This is a genomic window from Nocardia rosealba (genome assembly GCF_020216065.1).
GTDB classification, from domain to species: Bacteria; Actinomycetota; Actinomycetes; order Mycobacteriales; family Mycobacteriaceae; genus Nocardia; species Nocardia rosealba.
In genome coordinates, this window is sequence record NZ_JAIWNA010000001.1 from 744,211 (window position 1) to 757,907 (window position 13,697).

Consider the following 13,697-nt stretch of genomic DNA (forward strand, 5'->3'; position numbering starts at 1 on the left):
CAGGTCAAGCCCTGTTCCGGGCCGCTTGGGGGTAGTCGACGAGGTCGACGTCGTTGGCCGCCTTGTCACCGTATTTCAGCATCAGGCCGAACAAGCGGGAGCCGAGAAACCAGTTGCGGGCCTTGATGCCGACAGCGGTTTTCGGCGCGAGGAACGGGCCGGTGTTGGAATTCCCCGCGATTTTGGCGTACCGCTTCATGATCCGGTTGTAGGCGCGATAGGCAGCGTCGTAATCGCCTGTGCTGGAAGCCAACTCGCCCGCGAGTACGTAGGCGCCGACGAGCGCGAGGCCGGTGCCGAAGCCGGCCAGGGTGTTGCCGTAGGCGGCATCGCCGAGCAGGGCGACGCGGCCACGGGTGTAGGTGCCGTTCATCCGAACCTGGCTGATCGAGTCGAGGTAGACCTCGTCCAGGTCGTCGAGTTCGGTGAGCATGCGTGGGACGTGCCAGCCCACCTCGGCGAAAGCCGACCGGACGATACGACGTTGGGCCGACGTGTCGGTGCGCGAGTAGTCGAGTTCGGGGGAGGCGAACATGTACATCTGCTGCGCTTTGGCACCACCGTCGACGGCCAGCTTCCCGGGCACGTTGTGGGCGTACCCCGTGGCGCGCTCGCGCGGCACCGACTGGTCGGCCCAGCGGCTCGCCCCTGCCACGCAGTAGTAGTAACCGAGGTGGGTGACGAAGTCGGATTCCGGGCCGAACGCCAAACGCCGTACCCGCGAATGGATTCCGTCCGCGCCAACGACGAGATCGAACGTGCGGGCCGCGGCGTTCTCGAACTCGACGTGCACGCCGGACCCGGTGTCGCGCAGCGCGGTGACGGTATCGCCGAAAACGTATTCCACGGTGTCCCTGGTCTGTTCGTGCAGGACAGCGGCCAGGTCGCCGCGCAGGATCTCCACGGCGCCGCCGGTGAAATCGCCTGACATCACGGCCAATTCACGATCGTTCGCGTCGACGAAGACCATGTCGGTGGTGCCGGTGCGGCGCGCACGCACCGCGTCGAGGATGCCCATCCGCTTCAGCACCTCGAGGTGGACACCGTCCTTGAAGTCGACGGCCTGCCCGCCGGGTCGCAACGCGGCGGCGCGCTCCACGACGGTGACATCGAAGCCGTACCGCCGCAGCCAGTAGGCGAGGGCGGGCCCGGCGATGCTCGCCCCGGAGATGAGGACGGTCTGGTTCGGCATGGAAGCTCCTCGGAATCAGTGTCCGCCGTAATCTGTTTCTGGTGGACACGGAATAGAGTACGGCGGACACTGTTTCTGCGTCAAGATCTGTTTCCGGCGGACGCAAATGGCCGGTATCCTGAGCGCGAAAGGAGGGCCGATGCCGTCACCGACCACCGTCGAGCTGCTGTGGGGCACCGCTCAGCGCCCGACCCGGGGGCCTAAACCCGCACTCACCCTCGACCGGATCGTCGGCGAAGCGATCGCGCTGGCCGACGCCGAAGGGCTCGCCGCGCTATCGATGCAGCGCCTGGCCGAACGTCTCGGCTTCACCAAGATGTCGCTCTACCGGTACGTCCCCGGCAAGGAGCAACTGACAGCGCTCATGCTCGATGTGGCCATCGGCGAACCCCCGGATAACCCAGCTGCGCAGCAGGATTGGCGAGCCGCCCTGACGAACTGGACCAAGGCCATCCATGACAGCTACCGCGCCCACCCCTGGACCATCGACCTCGCCCGTGGCATTCGCCCCTTCGGCCCGAACGAAATGGCCTGGACCGAATCGGCGCTGACCGCACTGGCGCACACCGGGCTCAGCGGCCCGGAGCAGCTCGACACCATCGTCCTGCTCAACAGCCACGCTCGCGGCCTTGCCCAGCAGGTCCCGGCAGGCGAGCAGGCGGATCACTTCACCGACCAGTTCACCCAGATGATGACCGCTGCCGCCGAGCGCTACCCGCGGGTTCGCGCCGCCTTCGCCGAGGAAGCGGCCGCCGACGGCCGCGACAACGCCCTCGATTTCGGCATCGATCGCGTCCTCGACGGCATCGCCGCCCTGATCGATCGTCGCGCCGCTCTGGTCCACGAGCCGCCGAAGTCCTAGGCTCACACCATGACCGAGGAACTCCCCGAACCCGCCGTCACCGTGGTGCGCGAATTCTTCGCCGCGCTCGAGATCGATGCGGTCGACGAGGCGCTGGAACTCCTCGATCCGGAGATCGTCTGGAAGAACACCTCGCTGCCGACGATCCGGGGCAAGGACCGGGTCGCCATGGTGTTGCGCGGACTGGACCGTCCGGCGCTCGGCTTCTGGGCCGAGATGCACCACATCGCCGCCGACGGCGACATCGTGCTCACCGACCGCACCGACTATCTGCGGTTCGGGCCGGTGCGCATCGGGTTCTGGGTCACCGGCACCTTCGAGATCCGCGCGGGCCGGATCGTGTTGTGGGACGACCACTTCAGCAAGGGCAATGTGCTGCGCGGCACGATCGTCGGGGTGGCCAAGGCGCTCACCCGCCGCTGACCTACTGGTGTTTGCGTAGATAGTTCAGGTAGGTGGGGCGCAGGACTTCGGCGATCTTGCCGTCGCCCGCGTGGATGTAGTCGTCGAGCATCGGCAGTACGTACTTGATGTCGGCCTCGCTCTCGCCCAGATCGCCCGCCTCGGCCTGGGCCGCGGGAATCGCCTTGAGCAGGTCCCACAGGAACTTCACATCGCCGCGCCGCACGGCCGTTTTCACCGCGCGATCGTGTAGTTCCTTCGACGACAGCTTCTCCAGATCCTGGTCATCGGCCATGCAACGACTGTAGCGCTCGACGCGCCGAACGGCGGCGACCATGCTGGTTAACCTCGAATTCACGGACACGTGGGCCGGACCGGCAGCGCCGTAGCGGGTTCGGCGGTAGCGTCGAAGATGCGGATCGCGTCGGTGTGATTCGTACGGGAGGTCCTGACCGTGACTGAGCTACTCAGTACGAGGGGGCCGGCACCCGGCCCTCGTGGTGGTTGACAAATCACCTACAAGGACGGACCGGTCCAGCGAGATCGTTCGCGCGGGTGCCGTGCGAACACATAAGGAGCCCACCGTGACTGCTGCACGCTCCGTTTCCGCTCACGCGATGCACACGGCCTCGGCCTCGAAGAAAGGGGCTCGCCCCGCGCGTTCCGGTCTGAAGACTTTCGTCGTAGACACCTCTGTCCTGCTGTCCGACCCCTGGGCTGTGACCCGCTTCGGGGAACATCGGGTGGTCCTGCCGCTGGTCGTGATCAGCGAGCTGGAGGCCAAACGGCACCACCACGAGCTCGGCTGGTTCGCCAGGGAAGCGCTGCGCATGCTCGACGACCTGCGCATGCAGCACGGCAGGCTCGATCAGCCGCTGCCCATCGGCACCGACGGCGGCACCTTGCAGGTGGAGCTCAATCACACCGATGCCTCGGTACTGCCCGCCGGATTCCGCTCCGAGACCAACGATTCCCGCATCCTGGCCTGCGCGCTGAACTTCTCCGCCGAGGGCGAGGACGTGGTGCTGGTCTCCAAGGACATCCCGCTACGGGTGAAGGCCAGCGCGGTCGGATTGGCGGCCGACGAATACCACGCCCAGGACGTGGTCACCTCCGGCTGGAGCGGCATGGTGGAACTCGATGTCGCGGGCTCCCAGATCGACCAGCTCTACAGCGAGTCGGTGATCGACCTCGACGAGGCGCGGGAACTGCCCTGCCACACCGGAATCCGGTTGCTCGGCAGCAGCTCCAGCGCGCTCGGACGGGTCACTGCCGACAAGCGGGTGCAGCTGGTGCGCGAACGCGAGGCCTTCGGGTTGCACGGTCGCTCGGCCGAACAGCGCATCGCACTGGACCTGTTGCTCGACGAGAGCATCGGCATCGTGTCGATGGGTGGCCGTGCGGGCACGGGTAAGTCGGCGCTCGCGCTGACCGCCGGGCTCGAGGCGGTGCTCGAGCGGCGCACCCAGCGCAAGGTGGTGGTGTTCCGTCCGCTGTACGCGGTGGGTGGGCAGGAACTCGGCTACCTGCCCGGTTCGGAGAGCGAGAAGATGGGCCCCTGGGCCCAGGCGGTTTTCGACACGCTCGACGGGCTGGCCAGCCGCGAGGTGATGGACGAGGTGCTCAGCCGCGACATGCTCGAGGTGCTGCCGCTGACCCACATCCGTGGCCGGTCGCTGCACGATTCGTTCGTGATCGTCGACGAGGCGCAGTCGCTGGAACGCAATGTGCTGCTCACCGTGTTGAGCCGGCTCGGGACCGGATCGCGGGTGGTGCTCACCCACGATGTGGCCCAGCGTGACAATCTGCGCGTCGGCAGGCACGACGGTGTGGCCGCGGTGATCGAAAAGCTCAAGGGACACCCGCTTTTCGCGCACATCACCCTGACCCGCAGTGAGCGGTCGCCGATCGCGGCGCTCGTCACCGAAATGCTCGAGGAGTACGGTCCCAACGCGTAATCGGGCAATCGGGCCGCGTCACCGGCCCGAATCCGTTTGATATCGGCGAACTGTGGGTATTATCCGCGGCGACACCTTTCCAGCAACGGCTCGGCGAACATTGTTCTGCCGGGCCGTTGCGGATGTCGGCCAGGCTCCATGTCCGGGGCGGTGCCCCCGGGGGGCCACTCGCGAGAGGATGGATATGAACCACTTCGCTCGACGTACCGCCGCCGGAGGCGCCGCCTTGGTCGCCGCGACCGGACTGCTGCTCGCCGCGGGTTGCGGCGACGACGACAAGGACAAGGTCGATTCGGCCGTCTCCAGCGTGATCACCACCCTGCCCGGCGGGGCGGGTTCGGAGACGACCACCGACCACGCCGATCACACCGACGGCTCGGCGACGGCCACCACCGAAGCCGGGGAGGGCACCGGAAGCGCCACCTCCACCGCGACCGCCGCGGGTGAGTCGACCACCATCTCCGGCCCCAACGGCGACATCACCGTCTCCGGTGAGGTCTACAAGAAGTACGTCGCGGCGGGCGCCGCCGCCAGCCCGCTCGGCGCACCGGAAGAAGCGCAGGAATCGGGCCCCAACGGCGGCCAGTACCAGGACTTCGAGGGCGGAACCGTCTACTGGAGCCCCGAGACCGGCGCCCACATCGTGTGGGGCGAGATCCGTGAGGCCTGGGAGGAGAACGGCGGCGCCAACGGCACCCTCGGCTACCCGACCAGCGACGAGAAGGACATCCCCGGCGGCAAGCAGAGCGACTTCACCGGCGGAACCATCACCTGGGTCGGCGGCCAGACCACCGTCACCCCGAAGTAATCGCGCCGCGGCGCGGGGACCGGGTTCACCCCTTGGGTCCCCGCGCCCGACGGTGAAGTACTAGGTTGGCTGCGTGCAGAAAACTTTGACCGACCGCGAACTGCTGGACGCGCTCGCCGATGTGGTGGAAACGAACCTGAACCGGCACATCGACGCGGCCGAGGGTTGGCAACCGCACGACCTCGTGCCGTGGTCGGACGGGCGCAATTTCGCCTTCCTCGGCGGCACCGATTGGGCGCCGGACCAGTCCGATCTCAGTGAGACCGCCAAACTGGCGCTCACGGTGAGCGTGCTCGTCGCCGACAACCTGCCCTCCTACCACCGGGAGCTGGGTAAGTACCTGCGCACCGGGCCGTGGTGGCGCTGGGTCGGCCGCTGGACGGCGGAGGAGAACCGCCACGAGATCATGCTCCGCAACTACCTGATGCTCACCCGCGCGGTCGACCCCGTCGCGCTGGAGCGGGCGCGGATGGCGCACATGACCGCCGGCTTCAACCGGCCGCCGCTGCACCTCATCGACGTGCTCGCCACCTGCGCCTTCGAAGAGGCCGCGGCCGCGATCCGGCACCGCAACACCGCCGCCCTCGGCGAGAACCCGATCGTCACCGCGATGGCCGAGAAGCTGGCCGTCGACGACGAGCTGCAGGCCGAGTTCTTCGCCGAGCTCGTCTCCGCCGCGCTGGACCTGGTCCCCGATCAGGGTGTGCGCGCGATCGCCGACCAGGTGGCGGCCTTCCGGGTGCCGCAGGTCGACCTGCCCGGCGGTGGTTCCAGTGACGAGGCGCTGGCCGAAGCGGGCATCTACGACCCCGCCAAGGAAGGTGAGCTGGTGTTCAAGCCGCTGCTGCAGCGCTGGAACATCTTCACCCGCACCGACCTCGGCGAAGAAGGCGAAAAGGCCCGCGCGGAACTCGCGCACCTGGCCTGATCTGTCATACGACGGCCGCCACCTGCCCAGGTGGCGGCCGTCGTGCTGTCTCAGGACTTCCGGTCGACGTTGGTCATGGCCAGCACGTCGAGCTTCTGGTCGAGTTCCTCGACGCTGAGCTTGTCCGGGGTGAGACCCCGATCGATGACGGTCTGGCGGATCGTCTTCTTCTCCCGCAGCGCCTGTTTGGCGACCGCGGCCGCTTCCTCGTAGCCGATGGCCGAGTTCAGCGGCGTGACGATCGACGGCGACGATTCGGCGAGCGTGCGCAGATGCTCCTCGTTGGCGACCAGCCCGGCCACACACTTGTCGGCGAACAGGCGGGAAACGTTGGCCAGCAAGCGAATCGACTCGAGCAGGTTGCGCGCCATCACCGGTATGTAGACATTGAGCTCGAACGCGCCGCTCGCACCACCGAAGGCGATCGCCGCGTCGTTGCCGACCACCTGCACCGCCACCTGCGTAACCGCTTCGGGCAGCACAGGATTCACCTTGCCCGGCATGATCGAACTGCCCGGCTGCAGGTCGGGGAGCTGGAGTTCGCCGAGGCCGGTGAGCGGCCCCGAACCCATCCAGCGGATGTCGTTGGCGATCTTGGTGAGACTCACCGCGATGGTGCGCAAAGCGCCCGACGCCTCGACGAGTCCGTCGCGGGCGGCCTGGGCCTCGAAGTGATCGCGCGCCTCGCGCAGAGCGTCGATCTCGGTGGCGCGCACCAGTTCCGCGACAACCTTCGCCCCGAATCCGGCGGGCGCGTTGAGGCCGGTGCCGACCGCGGTGCCACCGATGGGCAGCTCACCCAGGCGCGGAAGCGTGGCCATGATGCGCTCGATGCCCGCCTGGATCTGACGGGTGTACCCACCGAACTCCTGGCCGAGCGTCACCGGCACCGCGTCCATCAGGTGGGTGCGGCCCGACTTCACCACCGTGTGCCACTGCTGCGACTTGTCCAGCAGCGCCAGGCGCAGATGTTCCAGTGCGGGAACGAGTTCCGCGATCACGGCCTCGGTGGCGGCCAGATGAGTGGCGGTGGGGAAGGTGTCGTTGGACGACTGCGACATGTTCACGTCGTCGTTGGGGTGCACGGTGACGCCGTTACGCGCCGCGATCGACGCGATCACCTCGTTGGCGTTCATGTTCGAACTGGTGCCCGAACCGGTCTGGAACACATCGATCGGGAACTGGTCGTCGTGGCGGCCGTCGGCGATCTCGTTCGCCGCCGCGATGATCGCCTCGGCCTTCACCGGATCGAGCAGCCCGAGATCCTTGTTCACCTGAGCGCAGGCGGCTTTCAGCAGCCCGAGCGCCCGAATCTGTGCCCGCTCGAGCCCACGCCCACTGATCGGGAAGTTCTCCACCGCCCGCTGCGTCTGCGCCCGCCACAGGGCGTCGACGGGGACGCGAACCTCCCCCATGGTGTCGTGCTCGATGCGGTACTGCGCGTCGTCGTCAGCCATACCTCGACACTAGGACGAGAACCCCGGGAATGGGGCTCCCACACCCGCGCAAAATCCCACACCCGTCGGCAGGAATAGAAAGAGCCCCGGGGATTCCGGGGCTCTCGTCTACGTCACGGCAGTGGGGGGTTGGCGCTGTCGTCGCCGTCGAAGTCGACCGAGGAGTATTCGCGCAGCTTGGTGAGGCGGTGGTAGGCGTCGATCATGCGGACGGTGCCCGACTTCGAGCGCATCACGATCGACTGGGTCGACGCGCCGCCGCCGAAGTAGCGGACACCGCGCAGCAGGTCGCCGTCGGTGACGCCGGTGGCGCAGAAGAAGACGTTCTCGCCGGAGACCAAGTCGGTGGTCGAGAGCACGCGGTCCAGGTCGTGGCCCGCGTCGATCGCCTTCTGGCGTTCCTCGTCGTCCTTGGGGGCGAGCATGCCCTGCAGCTCGCCGCCGAGACAGCGCAGCGCGGCGGCGGCGATGATGCCCTCGGGGGTGCCGCCGATGCCGACCAGGATGTCGACGCCGGACTCGGGACGCGCGGCGGCGATGGCGCCTGCGACGTCACCGTCGGAGATCAGGCGGATACGCGCGCCCGCCGCGCGGGTCTGCTCGATGATCTCGGCGTGCCGGGGGCGGTCCAGGATGCAGACGGTGAGGTCGGAGACCGAGGACTGCTTGGCCTTGGCGACGCGGCGGATGTTCTCGCCGATCGGGGCGGTGATGTCGATCGAACCGGCGGCGTCGGGGCCGACGGCGATCTTGTGCATGTAGAACACGGCCGACGGGTCGAACATGGCGCCGCGCTCGGCGACCGCGAGCACCGAGATGGCGCCGGGCGAGCCCTTCGACATCAGGGTGGTTCCGTCGATCGGGTCGACCGCGAAGTCCACCTCGGGGCCGGTGCCGTCACCGACCGCTTCGCCGTTGTACAGCATCGGCGCTTCGTCCTTCTCGCCCTCGCCGATCACGACGATGCCCTTCATGGACACCGAGCTGACCAGCTGACGCATGGCGTCGACGGCCGCACCGTCGCCGCCTTCCTTGTCTCCGCGGCCGACCCAGCGGCCCGCGGCCATCGCTCCTGCCTCGGTGACACGTACCAGCTCGAGGGCGAGGTTCCGGTCGGGTGCCTCGCGGCGGCTGGGGGCGGGCGAAGATGCCGTCATTGCGGAGTGCCTCCTTGGCGTTGGTGATACGGGGGCAATTGTCGCATTACGAACCTGCACGGTCGTGCACGACCTCCCGGCGCGACCCCTGAGCGGCCAGGTCAGGGGCCGAGTGGATACTGGTAGCCGTGGCCCAGACCAAGCACCGCATCTTCAACGACTACCGCGATCTGTTCTGGTCGCTGATTCCGTTGGTGCTGATCGCGGTCGTGCTGGCGGGTGCGGCCAGCCAGTGCACGGTGGCGACCAACGGCCCGACCCAGGGGCAGATCCCGTTCTTCGACGCGGGCGCCGCGCTGCGCTCGGACGCGAAATCGATGCCGTTCCCGATCCGTCAACCGGCCTTGCCGGAGGGCTGGGTGTCGAACTCCGGCAGCCGGGAGAACATCAGCATCGCCGGTGGCGGGCCGGTGAGCACGGTCGGCTACATCACCCCGCAGGGCACCTACATGCGGTATTCGCAGAGCAACGCCACCGAGGAAGCGCTGTCGCGGCACGTGCTCGGCTCGCGCTATCCCACCGGAACCCAGGACATCGCCGGGCAGAAGTGGGTCGTCTACACCGAGCCCACCGAGGAGTCGGCCTGGATCGCCGACCTCGGCGCGGTACGCATCCTGATCACCGGCGCGGGCAACGAGGCCGCGTTCACCACCCTGGCGCAGGCGGTCACCGCAGCCCAGCCGCTCGCGAAGTAGGCGGTGGGATCAGCCGTCGGTGTCGAGGTCGGCGCGCGACAGGGCGTCCTCCACGCGCTTGCGGGCGCCTGCCAGGTGCTGTTCGCAGCGGTTGGCCAAGGCTTCTCCACGCTCCCACAGGGCCAGCGAGTCGTCTAGGTCGAGGCCGCCCTGTTCGAGCATCTTCACCACGTTGACGAGTTCGTCGCGGGCGCGTTCGTAGCCGAAGGTCGCGATCTCGGCCAGGGTGTCGGTGTTGTCGGAACCGGCGTCGGCCACGGTCACTTCCTCTTCTCGTCGGTGGATTGCGGGGTCAGGCGCGTGGTGCCGAGGGCGGCGGCGGTGATCGCGCCGTCGCCGACGCGGATTCGCAGCTGACTGCCCGCGGGTGCGTCGTCGATCTCCCGGACGACGTGGCGTTCGGGCCCGGCGACACGCTGCACGACAGCGTAGCCACGGGCCAGGGTGGCGGCCGGGCCGACCGCGGTGAGTTTCTCGCGCAGATGCGTGGTCCTGGTCGCCTCGGTGCGCAGCGCGTGGTCGATGCAGCGGCGCGCGGCGGTGCGTAATCGTTCGACCTCGTCGTGGCGGTGACCGAGCTCGCGCAGCGGGTCGGCCAGCACCGGACGCGAGCGCAATTGCTGCAGGGCATGGGCCTCGCGTTGCACCCACCCACGCAGCGCCGCCGCTGAGCGGGCCCGCATCTCGCGCACCCCCGCCAGTTCGGCGGCGGCATCGGGCACGATGCGTTTGGCGGCGTCGGTCGGGGTGGCCGCGCGCAAATCGGCGACCAGATCGAGCAGCGGGTTGTCGGGTTCGTGACCGATCGCGCTCACCACCGGGGTGCGCGCCGCCGCGACGGCCCGGCACAGGGCTTCGTCGGAGAAGGGCAGCAGGTCTTCGGTGCTGCCGCCGCCGCGCGCGATCACGATGACGTCCACTTCGCCGTCGAGCTCGCGCAACGCCTCGAGCATCTGCGGCACCGCGCTCGGGCCCTGCACCGCGGTATTGCGGATGACGAAACGTACTGCGGGCCAACGATTCTGAGCAACACTGAGCACATCGCGCTCGGCCGCGCTCGCCCGCCCGGTGATGAGGCCGACCGAGGCGGGCAGGAACGGCAGCGGCCGCTTGAGCCGCGGATCGAACAGGCCCTCCGCGGTGAGCAGCGCCTTCAGCCGTTCGATCCTGGCCAGCAGTTCACCGATGCCGACCGCACGGATCTCGGTGACCCGCAACGAGATCGTGCCGCGCCCGGTGAAGAACTGCAGCTTGCCGTAGACCACCACCCGGCTGCCCTCGGTGAGCGGAACGGGCAGGCGGCGCAACAGATCCGGGTCGCAGGTGATCGACAGCGACATGTCCACCGAGGTGTCACGCAGGACGAGGAACGCGGTGCGCGTACCGGGGCGCAGATTGATCTGGGTGACCTGACCCTCCACCCAGATGCTGCCGAGACGCTCGATCCACTGGGCGACCTTGATCGCCACCGAACGCACGGGATACGGCTGCTCCGCCGAATTCGCCGGTGCGGCCGCGGTGCCGGTGCCGTCCTGAGTCATATGTCAGTTCTACGGGAGGGCACCGACAAACGAAAAGGCGGCCGCGTCCCGTGGGATCGCGGCCGCCTCGACAGCGGAGTGTCGCTACTTGGCCTGCACGGTGGCGATGCGGTTGGTGAGCATGGTGACGAAGGGCGCGCGGGCGCGGGTCTGCTGCTCGAAGGCCAGCAGCTGGCCGAGCTCCTCGACGCTGAGCATGCGCAGGCGGGCGCGCAGCTGGGCCAGCGTCATCGACGGGTAGTCGTAGCGGATGGCGACCTCGGGTGCCTCGACCTCCTCGGGCGCTTCCTCGGCGGGCTCGACCGTCTCGTTCTCGGTCTCGAGCACCAGCAGCGACGCGGGCACGGCCCGACCATTGGTCTGGGACTCGGAGGCGTCCTCGGCGAACAGATCGAACCGGCTGGCGTGACCGTTGGTCGTGGCGGCGGGCGCGAGATCCTCGTCGAAGGTCGCCCACTCCGGCTGCTCCTGCGCGGGCGAGCCGAGCCGCTCGAACACGGCGTCGCCCTTGAGCGCGAGGCTGGTGACGAACTGCTGCACATGCATGGTCGTCTGCAACACGCGACTGATGGCGGTGATCGGGAATTGGACCGCGGCGACGGGAAGCCGCCGGGTCTCTTCTAAGGCGTATACGGCGGCGCCGGCGGCGACCCGGGCCAGAAAGGGAGGTCGAAACATGGTCCCAGCCTGCCCCAAAGCGGCTGTGATGCAAAGATCCCGACCACCCTGATGTGATCTATGCCCCTTCGGCGGCCCTTGGCCACGCACGTAAGCTGTGCGTTATGACCTCGGCAATCCCCTTGAACGTCGGTATCACGCGCTCGGCGAGCGCGGCGGATGCCGGTGCCAAGCGCGTGCTGCTGGCCGAGCCGCGCGGGTACTGCGCAGGCGTCGATCGTGCTGTCGAGACGGTCGAGAAGGCTCTGGAACAGCACGGCGCGCCGATCTATGTGCGCAAGGAGATCGTGCACAACCGGCACGTGGTCGAGACCTTACGTGAGCGCGGGGTGATCTTCGTCGACGAGACCGACGAGGTGCCCGAGGGTGCGCTCGTGGTGTTCTCCGCGCACGGTGTCGCGCCGACCGTGCACGAGACCGCCGCCGAACGCAACCTGCGCACCATCGACGCCACCTGCCCGCTGGTCACCAAGGTGCACCAGGAGGCCAAGCGCTTCGCCCGCGACGACTACGACATCCTGCTGATCGGGCACGAGGGGCACGAGGAGGTCGAGGGCACCGCCGGTGAGGCACCGCAGCATGTGCAGCTCGTCGACGGACCCGACTCGGTCGACCGGGTGACGGTGCGCGATCCGGCGAAGGTGATCTGGCTGTCGCAGACCACGTTGTCGGTCGACGAGACGATGGAGACCGTCGAGCGGCTGCGTCAGCGGTTCCCGACCCTGCAGGATCCGCCGAGCGACGACATCTGCTACGCCACCTCCAACCGCCAGACCGCGGTGAAGGCGATGGCACCCGAATGCGATCTGGTGATCGTCGTCGGGTCGCGCAACTCCTCGAACTCGGTGCGGTTGGTCGAGGTGGCGCTCGGGGCGGGTGCGCGGGCCGCGTATCTGGTCGACTACGCCCGCGAGATCGGCCCGGCCTGGCTCGACGGGGTGCGGACCGTCGGCGTCACCTCGGGCGCGTCGGTACCGGAGATCCTCGTGACCGGTGTGCTCGACCTGCTCGCCGAGCACGGCTTCGGTGAGGTGCAGCCGGTGACCACGGCCAACGAGACGCTGGTGTTCGCCCTGCCGCGCGAGCTGCGTCCCGCGCGTCGCTGATAAACGAGAAATCCCCGCCGCTTCCGGATCGCGGCGGGGATTTTCTGTGTTCAGAGGCTGTCGGGGCGGCGCCGTTCGGTGCGAGCGGAGTCGGCGCGGTCGCGGTAGCGCACGTTCGGCTGCGGGTGCGGTGGTGCGTCGCCGCGCCTGCGACTCGTGCGGGCCGGTTCGGGTTCGCGGGGGGTCGCTGCCGCGCGGGGCGTACGCGGCTCGCGGGCGCGGCCCGCGGTGGGGGCGCGTTTGGGTTCGGCGCCGCGCGCCGGACGACGTGCCGGGCTCGACAGATCGACCTCGGTATCCGGGTCGTCGAGGACGCCGGTCCGGCGCGGCCGCTTGCGCGCGGCCTCGGCGAGGTTCCGGGCCGCCGGTTCGGGGCGACGGCTCGTGGTCTTGCGGGCGCTTCGACGTTCCGTCGCCGGTCGCGCCGTGGCGGGCGCTCGCTTGGCCATGGCGATGCGGGCGCCACCGATCACGGCGACGAGCAGGGTGGCCAGTGCCATCGTCGGGAAGCGTTCGACCAGCGGGATGACCAGGTTCATCAGCACGTCCTTGATGGACGTGGTGCTACGGCCGCCGAGCAGCTGACAGGCCACCGGAACAGCGACGAACAGCAGCAGCGGCGGCATCACCATGGTGGCGAACAGGCCACGAGCCCGCACCGCGCAGACCGCGAGCACACACCCGAGCACATAGAACACCGAGAACGTGGTGGTCGGGAAGTCTTCGTCGCCCAGAGCGTCGATCAGGAAGCCGAGCGTCGTCGCGCCGACGGCGAGCGCGATCGCTGCCCACGCGGCGATGCCGGGTACCGAGGGCATGATCGAACGTTGCGGCGCGGGCACCCGGGGTCGCGCACGTTGGGAAGCAGCCACCCTATGACACTAACTGCATGACGACCGTGTTGCGGTCGCGG

Annotated in this window: 15 protein-coding genes; 7 read left to right on the forward strand and 8 right to left on the reverse strand. The window is 68.6% G+C overall.

Going from position 1 to position 13,697, the window contains the following annotated elements; genetic code table 11:
- Positions 1-4: 4 nt before the first annotated feature.
- Complete coding sequence (locus tag LDL21_RS03315; RefSeq protein ID WP_225278747.1) at positions 5-1,192, reverse strand: FAD-dependent monooxygenase; 1,188 nt, start codon at positions 1,190-1,192, stop codon at positions 5-7.
- A gap of 139 nt (positions 1,193-1,331) precedes the next feature.
- Between LDL21_RS03315 and LDL21_RS03320 the strand changes: the two genes are divergently transcribed.
- Both LDL21_RS03320 and LDL21_RS03325 read left to right on the forward strand, forming a co-directional pair.
- Positions 1,332-2,054, forward strand: coding sequence for a TetR/AcrR family transcriptional regulator (locus LDL21_RS03320; protein WP_225278748.1), 723 nt, complete (start codon positions 1,332-1,334; stop codon positions 2,052-2,054).
- Between the two features lie 9 nt (positions 2,055-2,063).
- Positions 2,064-2,477: a limonene-1,2-epoxide hydrolase family protein gene (locus LDL21_RS03325; RefSeq protein ID WP_067637804.1), complete on the forward strand. Its 414-nt coding sequence runs from the start codon at positions 2,064-2,066 to the stop codon at positions 2,475-2,477.
- Between the two features lies 1 nt (position 2,478).
- Here LDL21_RS03325 and LDL21_RS03330 read toward each other — a convergent pair whose 3' ends face one another.
- Entirely contained in the window at positions 2,479-2,751 is a 273-nt protein-coding gene (locus LDL21_RS03330; RefSeq protein WP_181696590.1) for a hypothetical protein, read from the reverse strand.
- Positions 2,752-3,040: 289 nt separating this feature from the next.
- Here LDL21_RS03330 and phoH2 point away from each other — a divergent pair, with 289 nt between their 5' ends.
- The 3 genes from phoH2 (at position 3,041) to LDL21_RS03345 (ending at position 6,150) form a co-directional block, all read left to right on the forward strand.
- Entirely contained in the window at positions 3,041-4,414 is a 1,374-nt protein-coding gene (gene phoH2, locus LDL21_RS03335; RefSeq protein ID WP_067485988.1) for an RNA 5'-3' helicase PhoH2, read from the forward strand.
- A 184-nt stretch (positions 4,415-4,598) separates the two neighbouring features.
- Positions 4,599-5,222, forward strand: a complete 624-nt coding sequence (locus LDL21_RS03340) for an LGFP repeat-containing protein (protein ID WP_181696589.1) — start codon at positions 4,599-4,601, stop codon at positions 5,220-5,222.
- Between the two features lie 73 nt (positions 5,223-5,295).
- Positions 5,296-6,150: an acyl-ACP desaturase gene (locus LDL21_RS03345; protein WP_225278749.1), complete on the forward strand. Its 855-nt coding sequence runs from the start codon at positions 5,296-5,298 to the stop codon at positions 6,148-6,150.
- 50 nt (positions 6,151-6,200) lie between these two features.
- Here the strand turns inward: LDL21_RS03345 and LDL21_RS03350 are convergent, their stop codons facing one another.
- Both LDL21_RS03350 and glpX read right to left on the reverse strand, forming a co-directional pair.
- Positions 6,201-7,607, reverse strand: a complete 1,407-nt coding sequence (locus tag LDL21_RS03350; RefSeq protein ID WP_181696588.1) for a class II fumarate hydratase — start codon at positions 7,605-7,607, stop codon at positions 6,201-6,203.
- 113 nt (positions 7,608-7,720) lie between these two features.
- Positions 7,721-8,764 (reverse strand): class II fructose-bisphosphatase, encoded by a 1,044-nt coding sequence (gene glpX, locus LDL21_RS03355; RefSeq protein ID WP_181696587.1) that lies wholly within the window; start codon positions 8,762-8,764, stop codon positions 7,721-7,723.
- A gap of 128 nt (positions 8,765-8,892) precedes the next feature.
- Here glpX and LDL21_RS03360 point away from each other — a divergent pair, with 128 nt between their 5' ends.
- On the forward strand, positions 8,893-9,459 hold the full coding sequence (locus tag LDL21_RS03360; RefSeq protein WP_181696586.1) for a DUF4245 domain-containing protein: 567 nt from the start codon (positions 8,893-8,895) through the stop codon (positions 9,457-9,459).
- 9 nt (positions 9,460-9,468) lie between these two features.
- Here the strand turns inward: LDL21_RS03360 and LDL21_RS03365 are convergent, their stop codons facing one another.
- The 3 genes from LDL21_RS03365 to LDL21_RS03375 all read right to left on the reverse strand — a co-directional run bounded on the left by LDL21_RS03365 (position 9,469) and on the right by LDL21_RS03375 (position 11,678).
- Positions 9,469-9,717: an exodeoxyribonuclease VII small subunit gene (locus LDL21_RS03365; protein ID WP_225278750.1), complete on the reverse strand. Its 249-nt coding sequence runs from the start codon at positions 9,715-9,717 to the stop codon at positions 9,469-9,471.
- A 2-nt stretch (positions 9,718-9,719) separates the two neighbouring features.
- Complete coding sequence (xseA, locus tag LDL21_RS03370) at positions 9,720-11,000, reverse strand: exodeoxyribonuclease VII large subunit (RefSeq protein ID WP_225278751.1); 1,281 nt, start codon at positions 10,998-11,000, stop codon at positions 9,720-9,722.
- 84 nt (positions 11,001-11,084) lie between these two features.
- Positions 11,085-11,678: a lipid droplet-associated protein gene (locus LDL21_RS03375; RefSeq protein WP_225278752.1), complete on the reverse strand. Its 594-nt coding sequence runs from the start codon at positions 11,676-11,678 to the stop codon at positions 11,085-11,087.
- 104 nt (positions 11,679-11,782) lie between these two features.
- Between LDL21_RS03375 and LDL21_RS03380 the strand changes: the two genes are divergently transcribed.
- Positions 11,783-12,784 (forward strand): 4-hydroxy-3-methylbut-2-enyl diphosphate reductase, encoded by a 1,002-nt coding sequence (locus LDL21_RS03380; protein WP_225278753.1) that lies wholly within the window; start codon positions 11,783-11,785, stop codon positions 12,782-12,784.
- A gap of 50 nt (positions 12,785-12,834) precedes the next feature.
- Here LDL21_RS03380 and LDL21_RS03385 read toward each other — a convergent pair whose 3' ends face one another.
- Positions 12,835-13,602 carry a DUF6542 domain-containing protein gene (locus tag LDL21_RS03385; protein ID WP_225278754.1) on the reverse strand — a complete coding sequence of 256 codons (768 nt, stop codon included), beginning with the start codon at positions 13,600-13,602 and terminating at the stop codon, positions 12,835-12,837.
- Positions 13,603-13,697 lie beyond the last annotated feature (95 nt).

What these genes read in the sequence shown, in the direction of transcription:
- LDL21_RS03315 (WP_225278747.1), bottom strand. Translation starts at nt 1,192, where the DNA reads ATGCCGAACCAGACCGTCCTCATCTCCGGGGCGAGCATCGCCGGGCCC.
- LDL21_RS03320 (WP_225278748.1), top strand. Translation starts at nt 1,332, where the DNA reads ATGCCGTCACCGACCACCGTCGAGCTGCTGTGGGGCACCGCTCAGCGC.
- LDL21_RS03325 (WP_067637804.1), top strand. Translation starts at nt 2,064, where the DNA reads ATGACCGAGGAACTCCCCGAACCCGCCGTCACCGTGGTGCGCGAATTC.
- LDL21_RS03330 (WP_181696590.1), bottom strand. Translation starts at nt 2,751, where the DNA reads ATGGCCGATGACCAGGATCTGGAGAAGCTGTCGTCGAAGGAACTACAC.
- LDL21_RS03340 (WP_181696589.1), top strand. Translation starts at nt 4,599, where the DNA reads ATGAACCACTTCGCTCGACGTACCGCCGCCGGAGGCGCCGCCTTGGTC.
- LDL21_RS03350 (WP_181696588.1), bottom strand. Translation starts at nt 7,607, where the DNA reads ATGGCTGACGACGACGCGCAGTACCGCATCGAGCACGACACCATGGGG.
- glpX (WP_181696587.1), bottom strand. Translation starts at nt 8,764, where the DNA reads ATGACGGCATCTTCGCCCGCCCCCAGCCGCCGCGAGGCACCCGACCGG.
- xseA (WP_225278751.1), bottom strand. Translation starts at nt 11,000, where the DNA reads ATGACTCAGGACGGCACCGGCACCGCGGCCGCACCGGCGAATTCGGCG.
- LDL21_RS03375 (WP_225278752.1), bottom strand. Translation starts at nt 11,678, where the DNA reads ATGTTTCGACCTCCCTTTCTGGCCCGGGTCGCCGCCGGCGCCGCCGTA.
- LDL21_RS03380 (WP_225278753.1), top strand. Translation starts at nt 11,783, where the DNA reads ATGACCTCGGCAATCCCCTTGAACGTCGGTATCACGCGCTCGGCGAGC.
- LDL21_RS03385 (WP_225278754.1), bottom strand. Translation starts at nt 13,602, where the DNA reads ATGCCCTCGGTACCCGGCATCGCCGCGTGGGCAGCGATCGCGCTCGCC.